At 73.0% G+C, this 15,858-nt stretch carries 11 protein-coding genes; 5 read left to right on the forward strand and 6 right to left on the reverse strand.

Features of this window, described 5'->3' with window-relative positions; genetic code table 11:
• Positions 1 to 125 precede the first annotated feature (125 nt).
• From WMF44_RS17210 to WMF44_RS17220, 3 genes are all read right to left on the reverse strand, one after another.
• Positions 126 to 1,118, reverse strand: a complete 993-nt coding sequence (locus WMF44_RS17210) for an alpha/beta fold hydrolase (protein WP_437300194.1) — start codon at positions 1,116 to 1,118, stop codon at positions 126 to 128.
• Between the two features lie 31 nt (positions 1,119 to 1,149).
• Positions 1,150 to 1,758 (reverse strand): TetR/AcrR family transcriptional regulator, encoded by a 609-nt coding sequence (locus tag WMF44_RS17215; protein WP_437300195.1) that lies wholly within the window; start codon positions 1,756 to 1,758, stop codon positions 1,150 to 1,152.
• A gap of 100 nt (positions 1,759 to 1,858) precedes the next feature.
• Positions 1,859 to 2,632 carry an MBL fold metallo-hydrolase gene (locus WMF44_RS17220; RefSeq protein WP_437300196.1) on the reverse strand — a complete coding sequence of 258 codons (774 nt, stop codon included), beginning with the start codon at positions 2,630 to 2,632 and terminating at the stop codon, positions 1,859 to 1,861.
• Positions 2,633 to 2,836: 204 nt separating this feature from the next.
• Here WMF44_RS17220 and WMF44_RS17225 point away from each other — a divergent pair, with 204 nt between their 5' ends.
• The 3 genes from WMF44_RS17225 to WMF44_RS17235 all read left to right on the forward strand — a co-directional run bounded on the left by WMF44_RS17225 (position 2,837) and on the right by WMF44_RS17235 (position 10,512).
• Positions 2,837 to 4,291 (forward strand): hypothetical protein, encoded by a 1,455-nt coding sequence (locus WMF44_RS17225; RefSeq protein ID WP_437300197.1) that lies wholly within the window; start codon positions 2,837 to 2,839, stop codon positions 4,289 to 4,291.
• A gap of 10 nt (positions 4,292 to 4,301) precedes the next feature.
• Positions 4,302 to 8,981 carry a sigma 54-interacting transcriptional regulator gene (locus tag WMF44_RS17230; protein WP_437300198.1) on the forward strand — a complete coding sequence of 1,560 codons (4,680 nt, stop codon included), beginning with the start codon at positions 4,302 to 4,304 and terminating at the stop codon, positions 8,979 to 8,981.
• Positions 8,982 to 9,417: 436 nt separating this feature from the next.
• On the forward strand, positions 9,418 to 10,512 hold the full coding sequence (locus tag WMF44_RS17235; RefSeq protein WP_437300199.1) for a hypothetical protein: 1,095 nt from the start codon (positions 9,418 to 9,420) through the stop codon (positions 10,510 to 10,512).
• Between the two features lie 312 nt (positions 10,513 to 10,824).
• On the opposite strand, the gene WMF44_RS17240 is transcribed toward WMF44_RS17235, so the two are convergent.
• Entirely contained in the window at positions 10,825 to 12,276 is a 1,452-nt protein-coding gene (locus WMF44_RS17240; RefSeq protein ID WP_437300200.1) for a glycosyl hydrolase family 8, read from the reverse strand.
• On the opposite strand from WMF44_RS17240, the gene WMF44_RS17245 reads away from it, so the two are divergent.
• Positions 12,257 to 12,493, forward strand: a complete 237-nt coding sequence (locus WMF44_RS17245; protein WP_437300201.1) for a hypothetical protein — start codon at positions 12,257 to 12,259, stop codon at positions 12,491 to 12,493. The two genes, WMF44_RS17240 and WMF44_RS17245, sit on opposite strands and share 20 nt — an antisense overlap.
• Before the next feature lie 161 nt (positions 12,494 to 12,654).
• Here the strand turns inward: WMF44_RS17245 and WMF44_RS17250 are convergent, their stop codons facing one another.
• Complete coding sequence (locus WMF44_RS17250; protein WP_437300202.1) at positions 12,655 to 13,566, reverse strand: LysR family transcriptional regulator; 912 nt, start codon at positions 13,564 to 13,566, stop codon at positions 12,655 to 12,657.
• A 130-nt stretch (positions 13,567 to 13,696) separates the two neighbouring features.
• Between WMF44_RS17250 and WMF44_RS17255 the strand changes: the two genes are divergently transcribed.
• Complete coding sequence (locus WMF44_RS17255; protein WP_437300203.1) at positions 13,697 to 14,389, forward strand: O-methyltransferase; 693 nt, start codon at positions 13,697 to 13,699, stop codon at positions 14,387 to 14,389.
• Between the two features lie 56 nt (positions 14,390 to 14,445).
• Here the strand turns inward: WMF44_RS17255 and WMF44_RS17260 are convergent, their stop codons facing one another.
• A complete protein-coding gene (locus tag WMF44_RS17260) occupies positions 14,446 to 15,711 on the reverse strand; it encodes a kelch repeat-containing protein (RefSeq protein ID WP_437300204.1) in 1,266 nt (421 codons plus the stop codon).
• Positions 15,712 to 15,858 lie beyond the last annotated feature (147 nt).

Here is a 15,858-nt window from a genome sequence, read left to right on the forward strand (position 1 = left end):
AGAGGACGTATCGCCGGGATCTTGCTGGGCGAGACGCGATCAAGGCGCGAGCGATGGCGTGACGAGCGGTCGAAAGATTCCGGACGGCTCATGCGGATGGCAGTCGCTCGTTGTCAGCGACCGCGTCACACCACGCGCCGGCGGTCGCGCTCGAACAGCTCGCGCTCCAGCTCGAACGCCTCGAGCCCTGTCCGGACCGGCCACGGGGTGCCGGTCACGACCTCGACCACCTCGGCGATCACCTCCGGCGCGCGCAGGACGCGCCTGTGGCCGAGGCCGCGGGTCGACATGAGCCGCGCGCCCGGCCAGCGATCGGCGAGCGCCGCGCCCGCCTCGAACGACACCTCGCGATCGTCGCGGTCGTGCACGACGAACAGCGGCGCGTTCATCCGCGGGGCCGCAGAGAGCGCGTCGAGGTCCGCGAGCGGCACGCCGTAGCGCGCCTCGAGGCGGGCGACCATGCGGCGCCGGACGGCCTCGTCGATGCCGAGGAGCTTCGCGAAATGCTGGGTGTAGCGGACCGCGCTGATCGGCGGCGCGATGAACACGAGCCTCGGCGCCGGAGCGCCCGCGGGCCGGACGGACGCCGCGCGGGACAGCGCATACGTCGTCGCGGCGCACCCGATCGAGTGCGCGACGATGGCGTGGACGGGCCCGACCTCGTCCATCGCGACGGTGACCGCGCGGGCCAGCTCCACGAGCGTGGCCGACCGGCTCGGCGCATCGCCGTGCCCCGGCGCGTCGAACGTCACCACGCGAAAGCCCAGCTCCACGAGCGGCCTCACGAACGCGCCGAGCTGGCTCCCGCGCCCCTCCCAGCCGTGCACGAGCAGCACGGTCGGCCCGTGCCCCCACGACCACGCGGGAAGCGCCTCCGCGCCCCACGGCAGCGAGAAGCGCGCCGCGCCGGCGAGGATCTCCTCCTCCCAGGCCGGGCGCGCGTGCCGGCGCGGAGAGCGGAACAGCCGTTCGGCCGCCAGGGAGGCCAGATCCGGCGCGGCCTTGTTGAGGAGCTTGAACCCGAACCGGATCCCACCGCGCAGGAGGACCTGCCGCGGATCAGTACGAACGATCGTTCTATTATTGGGCGACGAATGGACCTGATGGGCTTCCTGCATGGGGGACCTCCTCGGGGGATTGCGAGACGGATCAGGCAGCGCGGCGGGGCGAACGCCGGGCGTCGGTCACGAGCCTCTCGAAGGCGGCGCGGGCCCGGCGCGCCGACGCCTTGTCGGGCATCAAGCGGCTGAGCGCGTGAGAGCCGGACGCGATGGCATAGACCTCGAAGGCGAACTGCGAAAGGTCGAGGTCCGAGCGGAAGTGGCCCTCTTCGACGGCGATGCGCGCGGCGGTGGCGAGCGTGGCCAGCCAGTCTTTCTGCGACGCGACGAGCGCGTCGCGCGCCGGACCGGGCTTGTCGTCCAGCTCGGCCGCGGCGGCATGGAAGACGCAGCCGCCTGGCATGAAGTCCTGCTCTGTCCAATCGAACCACCGATCGATGAGCGCGCGCACGCGCGGCTCACCGCGCGGCTCGCGCAGCGCGGGCGCGACCACGAGGTCGACGAAGCGGCGCCTGGCCTCTTCGAGGATGGCGACGTCCAGGTTCTCCTTGGAGCTGAAGTGCGCGAAGAGGCCGCTCTTCGACATCTTCACGCGCTCGGCCAGGGCGCCGACGGTCACGCCCGAGAGCCCGACCTCGCTCGCCAGCGCCAGCGCCTCGGCCAGGATGGCCTGCCGGGTATCTTCACCTTTCGCCACCTCGACTGGATAGAACGACCGTTCGATTTTGTCAAGCTTGTCAAGCGACGGCGGACGGCGAGCCGGTCTCCTCGACGATCGCCTGCGCTGCCGGCGCACGCTAGGCGCGCTTCGCCAGGTAGGCATCGACCAGCTCGATCAGCCGTGCCCGGCCGAAGCTGGGGTCGTGGCCTGCATGCACGATCTGCACTGGGAGCTCCCGCAACCGCTTCATGGTGCGGACGTAGGCGGGAATGTCCGCGCCCTCGAGCTCATCCAGCAGCGGCCCGTCATAGATCGCATCGCCCGGGAACAAGGTTCCGGTCGCCGCCTCCCACAGACCGATGCTGCCCGGCGAGTGACCGGGCAGGTGCAGCACCTCGAAGTGACGGTCGCCGAGATCCACGACGTCGCCTTCGGCGACGACCTCCGTGACCGGCGCGTCACGCAGGGCGTAGCTTGCCATGTCGTACTCCGCGTAGGGCAGGGCGGTGATCAAATCGCTCTCGATCGGATAGCCAGCGTCGCCCAGCGCGCGGATTGTCGCGGCGCCCATCGCCGAGGCCAGCAAGGTGCCGCGGTCGGTCGGTGAGCGCAGGTTCTCCGCCTCGAGAGCGTGCACCAAGGTGTGCTCGAACTCATGGTGGCTGCCCACATGATCGGTGTGGGTGTGGGTCGCGACCGCCGTCACCGGCTTGTCGATCAGGTGCTTCATGGCCTCCCGCAGGCTGACGATGCCCAACCCCGTGTCGATCATCAGGTCGCGATCGCGACCGCGCACATGCCAGATGTTGCAGCGCATCAGCGGCACCACGTGCGGCTCGATCAGCCGCGTGATGTCATCGCTGACGCGCGTGATCTCGAACCAGCGGTCGGCGATCGGCAAAGTGGCCATGCGTTTCACTTATCACTCCGGGACCTCGCTGGAGCGCTCCTCGCTCGGCCGGTCATCCACGGTTACCAGCTCCTGGTGACCCCGCCGTTCCGGTTACCACATCCCCTGGTAACCGCCTCGCTGCGATGCGCGCAATCCATTGAAATTCAACGGCTTGGCGCGATGGCCCGAGAGCTGCTTCAGGGGCTGGAAGGAGACCTTACCATGGTAACCGAACCGACATCCCACCGCCTCGCGCTTCCCGTCCTCCTCGCCACCCTGATCGCCGCATGCTCCGTGACGACGTCGGACGGCGGCAGCTCGACCGGCGACGCGCCGGCCGATCCGCCCGGTCCAGCGCCTCACGAGGGCGCTCCCCCCGGCCAGCAGGCCGCGCCCGCTGTGCCTTCGGCGCCGGATCTCGCGTACCCCGGCAAGGGCTTCATCGTCCACGAATGGGGCACCGACACCGTGGTCGTCGGCTCCGACGGCTCGCTTCAACAGGGGCTGCACCACGAAGAGGAGGACCTCCCCGCCTTCGTTTATGACCGGCTCGGAGCCGGCACGCTCGCTGGCTCGATCTCGACGAGCGCCAACGTGAAGATGGAGACGCCGGTCACTTACTTCTACGCGGAGGAGCCGCTCACCGCGCACGTCCAGATAGCGTTCCGCAAAGGGATCTTCACGCAGTGGTACCCCGCCGTCCGCGAGTTCTACCCGCCCATCATCGCGCCCAACACCGTTGCTGGCGTGACGACGTACGCGGACCCGGCGTTCGACCCCGAGTTCCCCTTCCGCTCGTCGATGTGCTCGGAGATGTACGGCCCGAACGCGAACGGCCTCCTCCAGTGGAGTACGTTCGAGATCCTCGGGCGCGACAGCGCCGTCCCTCTGCCCGAGGCGCCGCTCGATCGGTTCACGTGGGCTCACGCGCGCCAGGTCGGCGCCAACCCGCTCCGCGTCACCGGCGTGCCCGGCTCGATAGAGACGCCCCAGCACGAGCGCTTCCTGTTCTATCGAGGGCTCGGCAACTTCGACCTGCCCGTCCGCGTGACGGCCGGCACCGGCGGGGCGATCTCCGCCGAGAATACCCTCGACGAGGCGATCGGCGCCGTCTTCGTCCTCAACGTCGGCGCCTCGGCGGGGGCGTTCGTCGCGCACCCCCAGGGCATCACCACGGGCGACACGCTCGTCGAGCGCGCCCCCTCGCTCGAGGGAGCGCCGCCGCTCGACGAGTTCGTCGAGACGCTCGGCGCGAGCATGATCGACGCCCTCGACGCGACAGGCCTGTACCACGACGAGGCCGTCGCCATGGTGAACACCTGGAAGCGCCAGTGGTTCCGGACGCCCGGCGTCCGGGTGCTCTACCTCGCTCCGGAGGCGTGGACCGACGCCTCGATCCCGATCACCATCGATCCCACGCCCGCCGATGTCGTGCGCGTCATGATGCTCCGCGTCGAGGTGCTCTCGCCCGAGATGGAGGCAGCGGACGTCGGGGCGGCGCGGCGGCTCGCGGACCCGTCCCTCGCCGGCGACGCCGAGCGCCACTTCGACGATCTCGGGCGCTTCGCCGAGCCGCGCCTCCGCCGCGCGCTCGCGCTCCTCGGCGCGCCCGCGTACGGCGAGCCCCTGCTCGCCCGCATCGCCGCCGGAGCGACGGCGAGCGCCGCGCGCGAGTAACCTCTCGGCCATGCACGCCCCGCGGCGCGAGCCCTTCGTGGCCCATGCTCGGTACGAGCCCGGCGAGATCCTCGGGCAGGGGGCGCAGGGCGTCGTGGGGCGCGTGATCGACCGCGAGGCGCGGGGGCGCGAGCTCGTCGCGAAGGTGTTCCGTCAGGGCGCCTTCCGCGAGGACACCCTGCTCGGCGAGTTCGCGCTGCTCGCGCGCCTGCGCGTCCCCGGCGTGGTGCGGGCGCACGATCTCGGGCGGGATGAGCGGACGGGAGCGCCCTTCCTCGTCGAGGAGTACGTGGCCGGCGACGACGCCGCGGCGTGGGTGCAGGGGGCCCCGGCCGGCGAACGCCCGGCGCGGCTCGCGGGCGTGCTCGCCGGCGTCGCGAGGACGCTCGCCGCCCTGCACGACGCGGGGTTCGTGCACAGCGATCTCAAGCCGGCGCACGTCCGGATGCGGCCCCTCGGCGGGGGCGGCGCCGCGGCCGTGCTCCTCGACCTCGGAGCGGCGGTGTCGAGGGCGCGCGCGCCGGGCGGCGCCGTCGCGTTCACCTCGGCGTTCGCCGCGCCCGAGCTGCTCGCCGGGGGCGCGCCGTCGGCCGCGTCCGACCTCTACAGCCTGGGGGCGCTCGCGTGGTGCTCGGCCGCGGGCCGCCCGCCCGGGCCCTTTCGCGCGCGGCGCCCGCTGCGCGACGCCGCACCGTGGGTTCAGCCGAGCGTGGCCGAGGTGGTCGAGGCGCTGCTCGCGCTGCACCCGCGAGACCGCCCTGCCGAGGCCCGCGAGGTGCTCCGGCAGCTCGGCGTCGCGGCCGCGGAGGCGGGCATCGCCGTGGGGGCGCCGCCCGCGCCCATCGGGCGGGAGCGCGAGCTCGAGGCGCTGCAGCAGGCGCCGTCACTGTCGGGCCGCGTGCGCTACGTCACGGGGCCGAGCGGCGCCGGCAAGAGCCACCTCGGCCGCGAGCTCGTGACGCGGGCGCTGCTCGCCGGGCGGAGCGCCCGTTACGTGGCGTTCCCGCGCGAGGCCGACCCGCTCCTGCTGCGGCTCATCGCGTTCTTCCGGGGCGCCGAGCGATCGCCGCCGTTCGTGACGCCGCCCGGCGACGGGCCCCCGCTCCTGCTCTTGCTGGACGACCTGGACCAGGCCCCGGCCGAGCTCCGCGCCGCGCTCGACGCGTACCGGTGCCGGCCGGCGGCGCCCGGCGGCGCGGCGATCGAGGTGGTCGCGACGGCCCGGAGCGCGCCCGAGGGCGCGGCGTGCGTGGCGCTCGGGCCGCTCGGCGACGCGAGCTTCGGCGCGCTGTGCCGCGCGCACGGCGTGGACGACGAGGCGAGCGTGCGCGAGGCCGCCGTGGCGTCGGGGAAGAACCCGGGGTGGCTCTTCGCGTCGCTCGGCCGCGTGCCGCTCACGAAGGACACGGCGATCGAGCGCGTGCGCGGGCTGTCGGCCGGCGCCTGCGCGACGCTCGCCGCGATCGCGATCGCGGGCGGCGCCCTGCCCGAGGCGCGCTGCGCTCTCGGGTTCGGGCGCGGCGGCCGGGCGGACGCGCGGGCCGGCGGGCCGCCGCGCGCCTCCGGCGAGCGAGCCCTCGGCGAGCTGCTCGCGGGCGCGCTGATCGCGCGGCGGGAGGCGGCGGCCGGCGCGCTCACCACGCTGTCCGCTCCGGCCCTCGCGAGGGATCTCGCCGCGGCGCTCGCCACGCCGGAGATCGCCGAGGAGGTCGCCGCGGCGCTGCTCGCGGATCCCGGCGCGCCTGCGTCGGCGCTCCTCTCGGCGGCGGCGGCGCCGTGCACGAGAGCCCGGCGCGCGCAGCTCCACGAGCGGGCCGCGGCGCAGGCGCGCGAGGCCGGGCTGCGGTCGGAGGAGATCGAGGCGCTGCTCGCGCTCGGCGAGGACGCGGACCGGAGGACCCCGGCGCTCCTCTGCAGGCTCGAGCGGCTGACGCGCGACGCGGGCGTGGGCGCGGCGCACCCGCAGGTCGTGGCGTGGCTCGACGAGGCGGCGCAGCGCGACGAGCGGGTGCTCGTGCTCGCGCTGCGGCGGCGCGCGGAGAAGCGCGCGCGGGATGGCGACGCGACGGCGGCGAAGGAGCACGCGCTGGCGGCGCTCGCGGCGGCGCGGCGGCTCGGCGGCGGGGCGGCCGAGGCGTTCGCGCTGTCGACGCTGGGGCTCGTGGCGCTGATGCGCGCCGACTGGGGCGAGGCGGAGGCGTGGCTCGCGGGGGCGCAGGCGAAGCTGCCCTCGGCGGCCGAGCGCGTGGACGACGTGGAAGGCGAGCGCGTGGACGACGTGGAAGAGGTGGCGCGGCTCCACCACAACGCGGGCATCGTCGCCCTGTACCGCGGCCAGGTGGACGGCGCGGTGCGGACGTTCGAGGCGTCGCTCGCGGTCAAGCGGACCCTCGGGGACCGCGCCGGCATGCGCTCGTGCCTGATGAACCTCGGGATCGCGCTCGGGAAGGCGTCGCGCTACGAGGAGGCGTTCGGCGCGCTCGACGAGGCGATGCGCCTCGCGCGCTCGCTGGGGCAGGTGGCGGGGCGCGGCTGGTGCCTGTCGGCGCGCGCGGACATCGAGGTGCGCCGCGGCGACGCGCGCGCGGCGGAGCGCTGCATCGAGGAGGCGTGGGCGCTCGCGGCGTCGCTCCCTGCGGCGATCCAGGCCGATCTGGTGATCGCGCGGGCGAACGTGGCGTTGCTCGACGGCGACGGGCGGCGGGCGCTCGCGGCGCTCGCGGCGCTGGACCCGGGCGTGCGGGCGAACGACCCGCTGGTGGACGCGCGGGCCCAGGTGGCGGAGGCGCAGGCGTACCTCACCAGGCTGCCGGCGGAGCCCCGGCGGGCGGCGCGGGGGGCGATCCGGGCCGCGCGGCGGGCGCGCGCGGCGATGCTCGCGGAGGTGGAGGCGCAGGCGCTCGACGTGCTGCGCTCGGCGCGGGGCGCACCTGCGGCGGGCGGCGCGTATGCTGGCCCAGGCATGACGGCGGCGGCGAGCGGAGAGGACGGCGCGCTCTGGGCGTGGCTCGCGTCGGTGGCGACAGCGGACGGCGCCGCGGAGGTCGCGGTCGGGCTCGCGCGCGCCCTCGTGCAGCAGTCGGGGGCCGAGCGCGCGTTGCTCGCCGTGGTCGACGAGCAGGGGCGGGTGGTCGCGGCCTGGGGCGCCGACCTCGACGGGCTGGAGATCGCCGAGGCGGCGCGGCGCATCGCGCCGGACCTGGCGCAGCTCGCGCTGAGCCAGGCGGCGCCCGTCCACTACCAGCGCGACGTGGAGACGCCGGGCGGTCGCGGCTCGCGGCTCGTGCTGCGCGCCGGCGCGGACCACGCCTCGATGGGCGCGCGCGCCCTGGCGCCGAGCGCGGCCTCGCCAGGTCCGGCGCTCCCCGGGCCTCCGCGCGCGCTCATCGTCGTCGAGCACCGGTTCCGCCCGGCGTGCTTCGACGCCGTCACGGAGGCGCGGGCCGCTCGCTGGGCGTCGCTCGCGGGGCTCTTCCTGCGGCTCTTCACCCGCCCCGGCGCGCCGGAAGAGCCCCGCCGCGAAGGCCCGGCGCCTCCCTGCCTCGCCTCGCTCGCGGAGCCCGCGCCCGATCTCCGGCGCGCCGACACGACCGTCGTGCCCACGGCCCAGCCGCGGAGGAGCTTCCCCGACATCCTCGGCCAGAGCGCCGCGCTGGGCCGGGCGCTCGCGCGCCTCGACGCGGCCATCGACAGCGATCTGCCCGTGCTCCTCATGGGCGAGACCGGCACGGGCAAGGAGCTCTTCGCCCGCGCGCTCCACGATCTCGGCCCGCGCCGCTCGCGCGAGCTCGTCGCCGTCAACTGCGGCGCCGTACCCGACGCGCTCTTCGAGGCGGAGCTCTTCGGCCACGCGCGGGCCTCGTTCACGGGGGCCGAGCGCGCGCGCCCCGGCCTGCTCGCCCGGGCCGAGGGCGGCACGCTCTTCCTCGACGAGCTGGGGGAGCTGCCGCTCGCGCGGCAGGCGGCGCTGCTGCGGGCGCTGGAGTCACGGCGCTACCGCCCGGTGGGCAGCGACGACGAGCGGCCGTTCGACGTGCGGATCGTCGCGGCCACGAACCGGGATCTCGCGCAGGCGGTCGCCGAGCGGGTGTTCCGGCAGGACCTGCTCTTCCGGGTGAACGCCATCGAGATCCACCTGCCGCCGCTCCGCGACCGGGAGGGCGACGTGCCGCTGCTGCTCGCCGGGTATCTGGGTCGGACGGGCGCCTCCATCGAGATCGCGCCGCGCGCGCTCGCGGCGCTCGATGCCTACCCGTGGCCCGGCAACGTGCGGGAGCTCGCGCACCTGGCCCAGCGCCTGGCCGCGCTGGGCGTGCGCCGCGTCGAGCTGGAGCACCTCCCGCGGGGGATGCGGGCGAGCGCGCCGCGGGCGAGCGCGCTGCGGGCGAGCGCGCTGCCGGCGAGGGGGCGCCGGACGCCCGACGCCGCCGAGCGCCCCGCGTCGCCGGCCCGGCCGCCGATGGCCGGACCCGCCCCGCCGCCGGCCGCGGGGCGGGCAAACCCGGGCGAGGCGCGCCACGTGCTGGCCGAGGACGACGAGCGCGAGCCGATCCGGCGGGCGCTCGCAGAGACCGGCGGGAACATCAGCCGCGCGGCCGAGCGCCTCGGCATCACGCGCCACGGCCTGAAGAAGCGCATGGCGCGCCTCGGCATGCGCGCCCCCTCCGGATCGCAGAGGAAAGCGGAGTGAATCCCCTCGTGAGGGAGCCGCTGACGGTCAGAGCGACAAACGGGTTGTAACCACAAGAAAGAGCAGGAATTTCACAGGGAGACGGGGAGGAGGGGAGCGAGAGAAGGCAAGAGGGAGAAATTCATTTTCTTCTTCCTCCCCGCCTCCCCGCCTCCCTGTGAAAATTCTCCGGGTTTCAACGTGATCGGTGCTTGAGGCAAGCAAACGCAGTATCGGAGGACTCTTTATGAAGGGCAGCGGTTCCGGAGCACTGAGCGCATCGAGGCTCGAGGACGAGCACCGACGAGGCCGCGCGGCGGGAGAAGCAGTCTTTCCGATCTCCCCGCGCCCCTGCCACCATCGAGGACCGAGCTCTCGCCGTGGATGGAGCGGGCGGTTCGCGCTCGCGCTGCTCGTCGCGGGCTGCTCGCCCGCGGCCGTCGACGAATCGCGGGCGGTGGTCGAAGAACCGCCTGCGGTCGTCGACGGATCGCCGGCGCACCTGCCGGACGGCGGAGGCGGCGCCCCCGCCGCGTGCGACGCCTCCGCGGCCGACGGCGTCGCCGTCTTCGCGTCGAGCGTCGACACAGGCGCCCGGCAGGCGCCCGGAGCTCCCCCCTACGCGATCGACGGCTGCCTGCTGGCCTACGTCGCGCCGCGCGAGGCTGGCGACGCGAGCGGCGCCCTGAGGCTGCGTGACCTCGGTACGGGCGAGGAGCTCCTCCTCGCGCCGGCCGCCGAGGCGCCGCGCCGGCCTGCGCTCGCCGGCGACGTCGTGGTCTGGGAGGCGACGGACAACGGAGCACGCGTTGTGCGCGTGCGCCGGGGTGGCCAGACGCAGACGATCCGCGGCCCGTTCGATCATGCGGGCGAGCCGCGCGTGGCGGGAGACGCCGTGGTGCTGACGGGCTGGCTGACCGCGGACGAGCGCGGCGACACGGACGTCTTCCTGTACGAGATCGGCCAGGCGGAGGCGGTCCCGATCGCGTCCGGCCCGGGCCAGCAGCGTTTCCCGGACATCTCGGCGACGCACGTCGCCTTCGCTGATTTCTCCGAGGATCCCGACGGCCGCTTCGACGAGGACGCGCGCGATCTCGCGGACATCGTGGTCTATGACCGGCGCACGAGGCGCGCTGTCCCGCGCTCCCGGGAAGGCAAGCAGTCCTTCCCGATGCTCGGCGCCGGAGAGAGGGTGGTGGCTTACCTCGAATGGGCGCCGTCTCATCCGGAGCCCAAATACGAGCAGTTCGATCTGCGGATCGGGGACATCACCGCTCCTGCGGACGGCGACGCCCTGGCCGCGCGCATCGAGCAGTCGGTCCAGCCGTACGTGCTCCCCGAGGTCCGTGGCGAGCTCATCGAGTGGGTGGAGCGGCCCGCGGACGGCAATGCGTCCCTGCGGCGGAGGCCGGCCGATCTCTCGGCGCCGGCGGCCGAGGTCCCCGGGCTCTCGGCGTTCGAGCTGTTCGGGCCGTCGGCTTCCGCGACGATCACCGTGCTCGCGGCGCGCTCGCCGGGAGGCGAGCTGGAGCTCCGCGGTATCGCCCGGTGATCCGGGGGACGCAGGCTAGAGCGACAAACGGGCTGAAAGCGCGGGAAAAAGCAGGAATTTCACAGGGAGGCGGGGAGGCGGGGAGCGAGAGACGGAAAGAGGGAGAAAATCATTTTTTCTTTTCTTCCTCCCCGCCTCCCCGCCTCCCTGTGAAAATTCTCCGCGTTTCAACGTGATCGCTATTCCAGCCCCGCAGCGACGCGGTGCAGGTCCTGGAACGCTACCTCCCGGCGGGACAGGCCTTGTGAGCGGAGTCGGTGTCGGGCGCCCGCGATCACCGGCGTGATCCCGAGCGCCCCCACGCCTGCCGAGCTACTTCTTCGCGGCAGCGGCAGCCGGCGCCGCGGCCGGCGCCTTCGCTGCAGTAGCCGGCGCCGCGGCCTGCGCCTGCGGCGTGATGACGCGGAACTTCCCGCTCAGGTGCAGCAGCGACATCGTGTACAGCATGCCGTCGTAATACCGCCACTTGCCGGTGGGCGCCTCGCGCTGGTACAGCTCTTCGACGAAGCGCCAGGCCCGCGGATGGGTGGCGGCCAGCGCCGCGACGGCGTTCGCCGCCACGAGCCCGAGCGAGTCGTAGTCGACGATGGGCTTGCCCTCGAGGGTGAAGTTGCCCTTGTACTTGGGGCCCTGCGCCTCGAAGAACGCGAGGAGGCGATCGCTCAGCTCGGTCTGCCGCGGATCCTTCGCCCACCACGCCGCGTCCATCGACCAGTTCATCGCCGTGCGGAACGCGTCCTGGCGGAAGTTGGCGGTCCCCGCGTCCCAGGAGGCAGCCTTGGGGGTGCCGTCGAAGTTGGCGTAATCCGGAGCGAGCCCGGTCTTCGGATGGGTCACCTTGACGAAGTAATCGCGGCTCACCTTGGCCGCCTCGGCCCAGAACGCGCGATCCGCCTCGGGGCCCCAGGCCGCCCAGAGGTCGTAGAACGCCGGCAGGTGATACGACGGATCGGTGTGATCGCCGTTCTTCGCGAAGTTGTCCGCGTCGGGCGTGAACCGCACCATCTTGTGCTCGGCGTTGAAGAGCGAGTGCAGCGTCGTCTTGCGCTTGTCCTTGTTGACCGGCCCGGTGATCGGCTTCCGGTTCTTCATCGCGTCGAGGATGGCGAAGGCTTCCTTCTTGTAATCGTAGATCCCCTTGCCGTTCCCCCAGCGGTTGGACGCGAACAGCAGCGCCGTGGCGAAATACTCCTCCGCGTCCGGGGCCGGATTCTCATCCATGGCCGTGCCGTCCGGGCGCATCTGCCACGAGAAGTAGCCGAAGCCGGGGTGCTTCGGATCCGCGCGGTACATGTGGGACTTGGCCCAGTTCCACAGGGCGTCGAAGTCGTCTTTGCGATCGACCTGCACGGCGATCATCATGCCGTACGACATCCCCTCGGAGCGGACGTCGTCGTTGCCGATGTCCTTGATGTACGCCTTGGGGCCGTTCGCGTTCTTTCCCGCGGGGAACAGGACGGCCTGCTCCTTGGGATCGCCGTGGAACAGCTGCTCGTAGGCCTTCGCGATCTTCGCGTCGATCTCGGCGGGCTTGTGCCCGAGCTCGGCGAACAGGTTGCGGTACTCCCCCGTGGCGAACGCTCCCTTGGCAGCGGGCTTGAGCGGCGGACCGAGGGGCGCGGGCTCCGCCGGGGCGGGCGTCTGGGCCGCGCCGCTCGGGGTCGCGGTGCTGGCCGGAGCGGCGCTGCCGGCCGGGTTCGTGGAGCTCGCCGGATCGGGCGCGCCGACCTGGGTGCCTTGGTTGGTGGGCGCGCAGGCGATCACCGTGACCGCAAACCATGCCGATGCGACGGGAGACGTTAGCATTCGCAAGTTCATCGCTATCCTCGTGTTCGAGCTCGCATCCTCTGAGGACGCGCTCGGCGTGAACATCGCTGGCGACGTCCACGTGATGACGCTGCTGGGCGAGAAGGAAATCCAACCGCTCGGAGGCGTCAAGTCCCAACTGCCGGGCCTGCCTCGGGGGGAGAGGACACCGTGACAACGCGATCCGGCCCTTCTGGAAAAGTCGCGTGATCTCAGCATCTTTTCATGCGTCGAAGGGCACCGTCTTCACGCCACAGCGCTGCTCGCTCACGGGCGACGCGGTCGACGTGGTTGACGTTCACACGCCCTGAATCGGCGCCGCTCGACCGGGCGCGGCTACGCCCTGGGCTCCGCGAGCGACCGGCAGACGCGGCGGAGCCGATCGCGCAGCCACCGGTGCGCCGGGTCGGCGTCGAAGCGGGGGTGCCACGCCTGGGAGATGGTGATGGCCGGCGTCGTCACGGGCAGCGGGAACGTGACCAGATCGAAGCGCGGGGCGGCGTGCGCGAGCCACTTCGACGGGAACGCGCCGACGAGGTCGGAGCTGGCGAGGAGGCACAGCGCCGCGTAATGGCCTGACGCCACGGCCGCTGTGGTCCTGGCGAGCCCTTTCTTCTTGAGGGCCTCGTCGATGGGCCCCCACGTCTTGCCCAGCCTGGAGACGCCGAGGTGGGCGTGCTCGACGTACCGCTCCAGCGTCACCTTGCCGGACGCGAGCGGGCTGCCGCGGCGCACCACGCCGACGAAGCGGTCCTTGACGAGCGCCTGCACGCGGATCTCCGGGCCCATGTCGCCGATGATGCCGAGGTCGAGATCGATCCGGCCCTCCCGGAGCGCGGCGACGTCCTCGTCGCCCTCGGGCAGGAAGCGGACGGTGACGCCCGGGGCCTCGGCCCTCAGCGCGTCGAGGAGCGGGGCGCCGACGAGCCCGAGCATGCCGTCGCTGGTCCGGACGGCGAAGCTGCGGGTGAGCGCGGCGACGTCGAGCGCGCCCCGCTCGCGGAGGACCGCGCTGGCCGAGGCGACCACCGCGCGCACGCGCGGGCGCAGCTCCGCGGCGCGCGGCGTGGGCACGAGCCGCCGGCCGGCGCGCACGAGGATCGGGTCGCCCACGGCCTCGCGGACGCGCGCGAGCGTGCGGCTCATCGCCGAGGGGCTGAGGTGCATCCGCTTCGCGGCCAAGAGGACGCTCTCCTCCTCGAGGAGCGCGTCGAGCGCGACGAGCAGGTTCAGATCCATGGAGTGCATGGGACGCAGCAATAACGTACCGCACATGCACTGGAAGTCATGTCTCCTCGAGCGCAAGTTCGGTGTCGACAAGGGCAGCCGCGAGGGCAGGGGAGCCGTCGCCGCGCCTGCCCGGAGGAGACATGCCATCATGAGCACGACGCTCGATTCGCCGCGCGTTCAAAGGACCCTCGACCGCCTCTTCCAGGACGCCGACAGCGGCGATCCGCGCATCATCGCCCGCGTGCGCGGCGACTGGGAGCGCCGCGGGCCGAGCCCCGACCCCGCGACGCTCGCCCAATTGCTCGCCGACGCGTACCTGCCGGTCTCCCGCGAGGTCGGGCGGCTGCTCCATCTGCTCGCCTTCGCGGCGCGGGCGCGCAACGTGGTGGAGTTCGGCACGTCGTTCGGGATCTCGACGGTATTCCTGGCCGCGGCCCTCCGCGATGGCGGCGGCGGGCGGGTGATCGGCAGCGAGCTGCATCCGGAGAAGGTGCGGCGGGCGCGGCAGAACCTCGATGAGAGCGGGCTCGGCGATCTCGTCGAGATCCGCGAGGGAGACGCGCTGGTGACGCTGCGGGACGTGGAGGGGCCGATCGATCTCGTTCTGCTGGACGGATGGAAGAACCTTTATTGGCCCGTGCTCCGGATGCTCGAGCCCCGGTTGCGGAGGGGCGCGCTCATCGTCGCGGACGATCTCGACATCGCGCCGGATGACCTGCGGCCGTACCTGGAGTACGTGCGCGGTGCGGAGAGCGGCTACGGGTCGGTGGAGATCCCGCTAGGGGACAGGCTGGAGGTCTCCTGCTGGCACGGCCGCGACGGGCGTGAGCGCGAGGCGTGAGATAGGCCGCCTCGTTCCTCGCGCGAGGGCCAGCAGCGCGCGGCGGTGCGTGCGCATCAATGCTTCTTCCTGCAGCCCCCGTAGCGTTCCACGCTGGCGAGGGTCGGCGGATTGCTGAAGTACGTCGCGTCATACCCGCCCGTGATGAGGACCGAGCCGTCTTGCAGGGTCGTCGCGGTGGGGAAGCCCCTCTGGATCGGCTCGTCGATCGGGGTCCAGGTGCCGTTCGCCTCCTTGTAGATCTCGGCGCCGTCGCTGCCGACGGCCATCACGCGGCCGTGGGACATGGGCGTGACGGCGGACGCCCACGTGTGGAGGAAGTTCGGCGGCGCGGTCGACGTCCACGTGTCGCTCGCGGGATCGTAGATCTCGGCGGTCTCGCCTGCATCGACGAGGACCTCGATCTCCTCCTCGGTGCCGCCGTAGATCCTGCCGCCGCCGCCGAGCACCAGCACGCGCCCGCTCGGCAGGAGCGTGGCCGTGTGCTGCATGCGGGGCAGGTTCGTCGGCGCCGCCGGCGTCCAGGCGCCCGTGGCCGGATCGTAGATCTCCACGCTGGTGCGGCCCTGGGGCATCTCGTTGCCGTTCAACGTGTAGCCGCCGACGACGAGCACGCGCCCGTCCTGGAGCAGCGTCGCCGTATGCAGGTAGCGGGTCACCGACATCGATCCTGCGCTGGACCACGTGTTCGTGGCAGGATCGTAGAACACGGCCTCCTTGAGCGTGCTGTCGTCGTCGCTGCCGCCCGTGCGTAATACCCGCCCGTCCGGCAGGAGGGTGAGCGCGGTATACGCGAACTCCCACCCACGGGCCGCCTCGCCGGGCGTGAGCGGGACGCTCGCCGTCGTGCCCGTGATCGGATCGTAGACAAGCCCGCCTGGGCTGAAGAGCACCCTGCCGTCCTGAAGGAGCGCCGCGCCCACGGGGGACATGGGGTAGGGCAGCGCGTCACCGGTCGTCCACGTGTCGGTGTCAGGATTGTAGAAATCGACCGTCGTGGGGTAGGGGTAATCGCCGCTGCCGCCGGCGACCATCACCTGGCCGTCCGGCATGCGCAGGGCGATGTGCCGCTCTCGCGCCTCTGGCAGAGGCGCCGCAGACGACCACTCCGCGTGGACGCCGACGTGGCGGCGGCACTTCTTCTTCTTCTTCGCGTGATGGTCGGCCGACGACGGCACCGCGTGCGCCTCGAGCGCCGCCTCTTCGAGCGGATCGTCCGCGGGCGGCGCGGGCTCCGGCGCAGAAGCGCAGCCGGCGGCCGTCAGCGCAGCGAAGGACAGGAGCGCGCGCAGACCGCGATGGCAACGACCGATGGTGGACATGGTAGGACCTCGTCGGGAGTTAGGGGAGGGGGCGGCCGTCCCCTGCGGGGACCCGCCACGAGCGCAACAGAGGATCATACCCGATCTCCGCGACGCCGAGCTGAGCGGAGTCCTGGTCACCCCGCTCGTTTTGGCCGCGGCGCGGTT

The sequence above is a fragment of the Sorangium sp. So ce426 genome (assembly GCF_051475585.1).
Taxonomy (GTDB): Bacteria; Myxococcota_A; Polyangia; order Polyangiales; family Polyangiaceae; genus Sorangium; species Sorangium cellulosum_B.

Coding starts and splice junctions, on each gene's coding strand:
- WMF44_RS17210 (WP_437300194.1), bottom strand. CDS start 1,118: ATGCAGGAAGCCCATCAGGTCCATTCGTCGCCCAATAATAGAACGATC.
- WMF44_RS17220 (WP_437300196.1), bottom strand. CDS start 2,632: ATGGCCACTTTGCCGATCGCCGACCGCTGGTTCGAGATCACGCGCGTC.
- WMF44_RS17225 (WP_437300197.1), top strand. CDS start 2,837: ATGGTAACCGAACCGACATCCCACCGCCTCGCGCTTCCCGTCCTCCTC.
- WMF44_RS17230 (WP_437300198.1), top strand. CDS start 4,302: ATGCACGCCCCGCGGCGCGAGCCCTTCGTGGCCCATGCTCGGTACGAG.
- WMF44_RS17250 (WP_437300202.1), bottom strand. CDS start 13,566: ATGCACTCCATGGATCTGAACCTGCTCGTCGCGCTCGACGCGCTCCTC.
- WMF44_RS17255 (WP_437300203.1), top strand. CDS start 13,697: ATGAGCACGACGCTCGATTCGCCGCGCGTTCAAAGGACCCTCGACCGC.
- WMF44_RS17260 (WP_437300204.1), bottom strand. CDS start 15,711: ATGTCCACCATCGGTCGTTGCCATCGCGGTCTGCGCGCGCTCCTGTCC.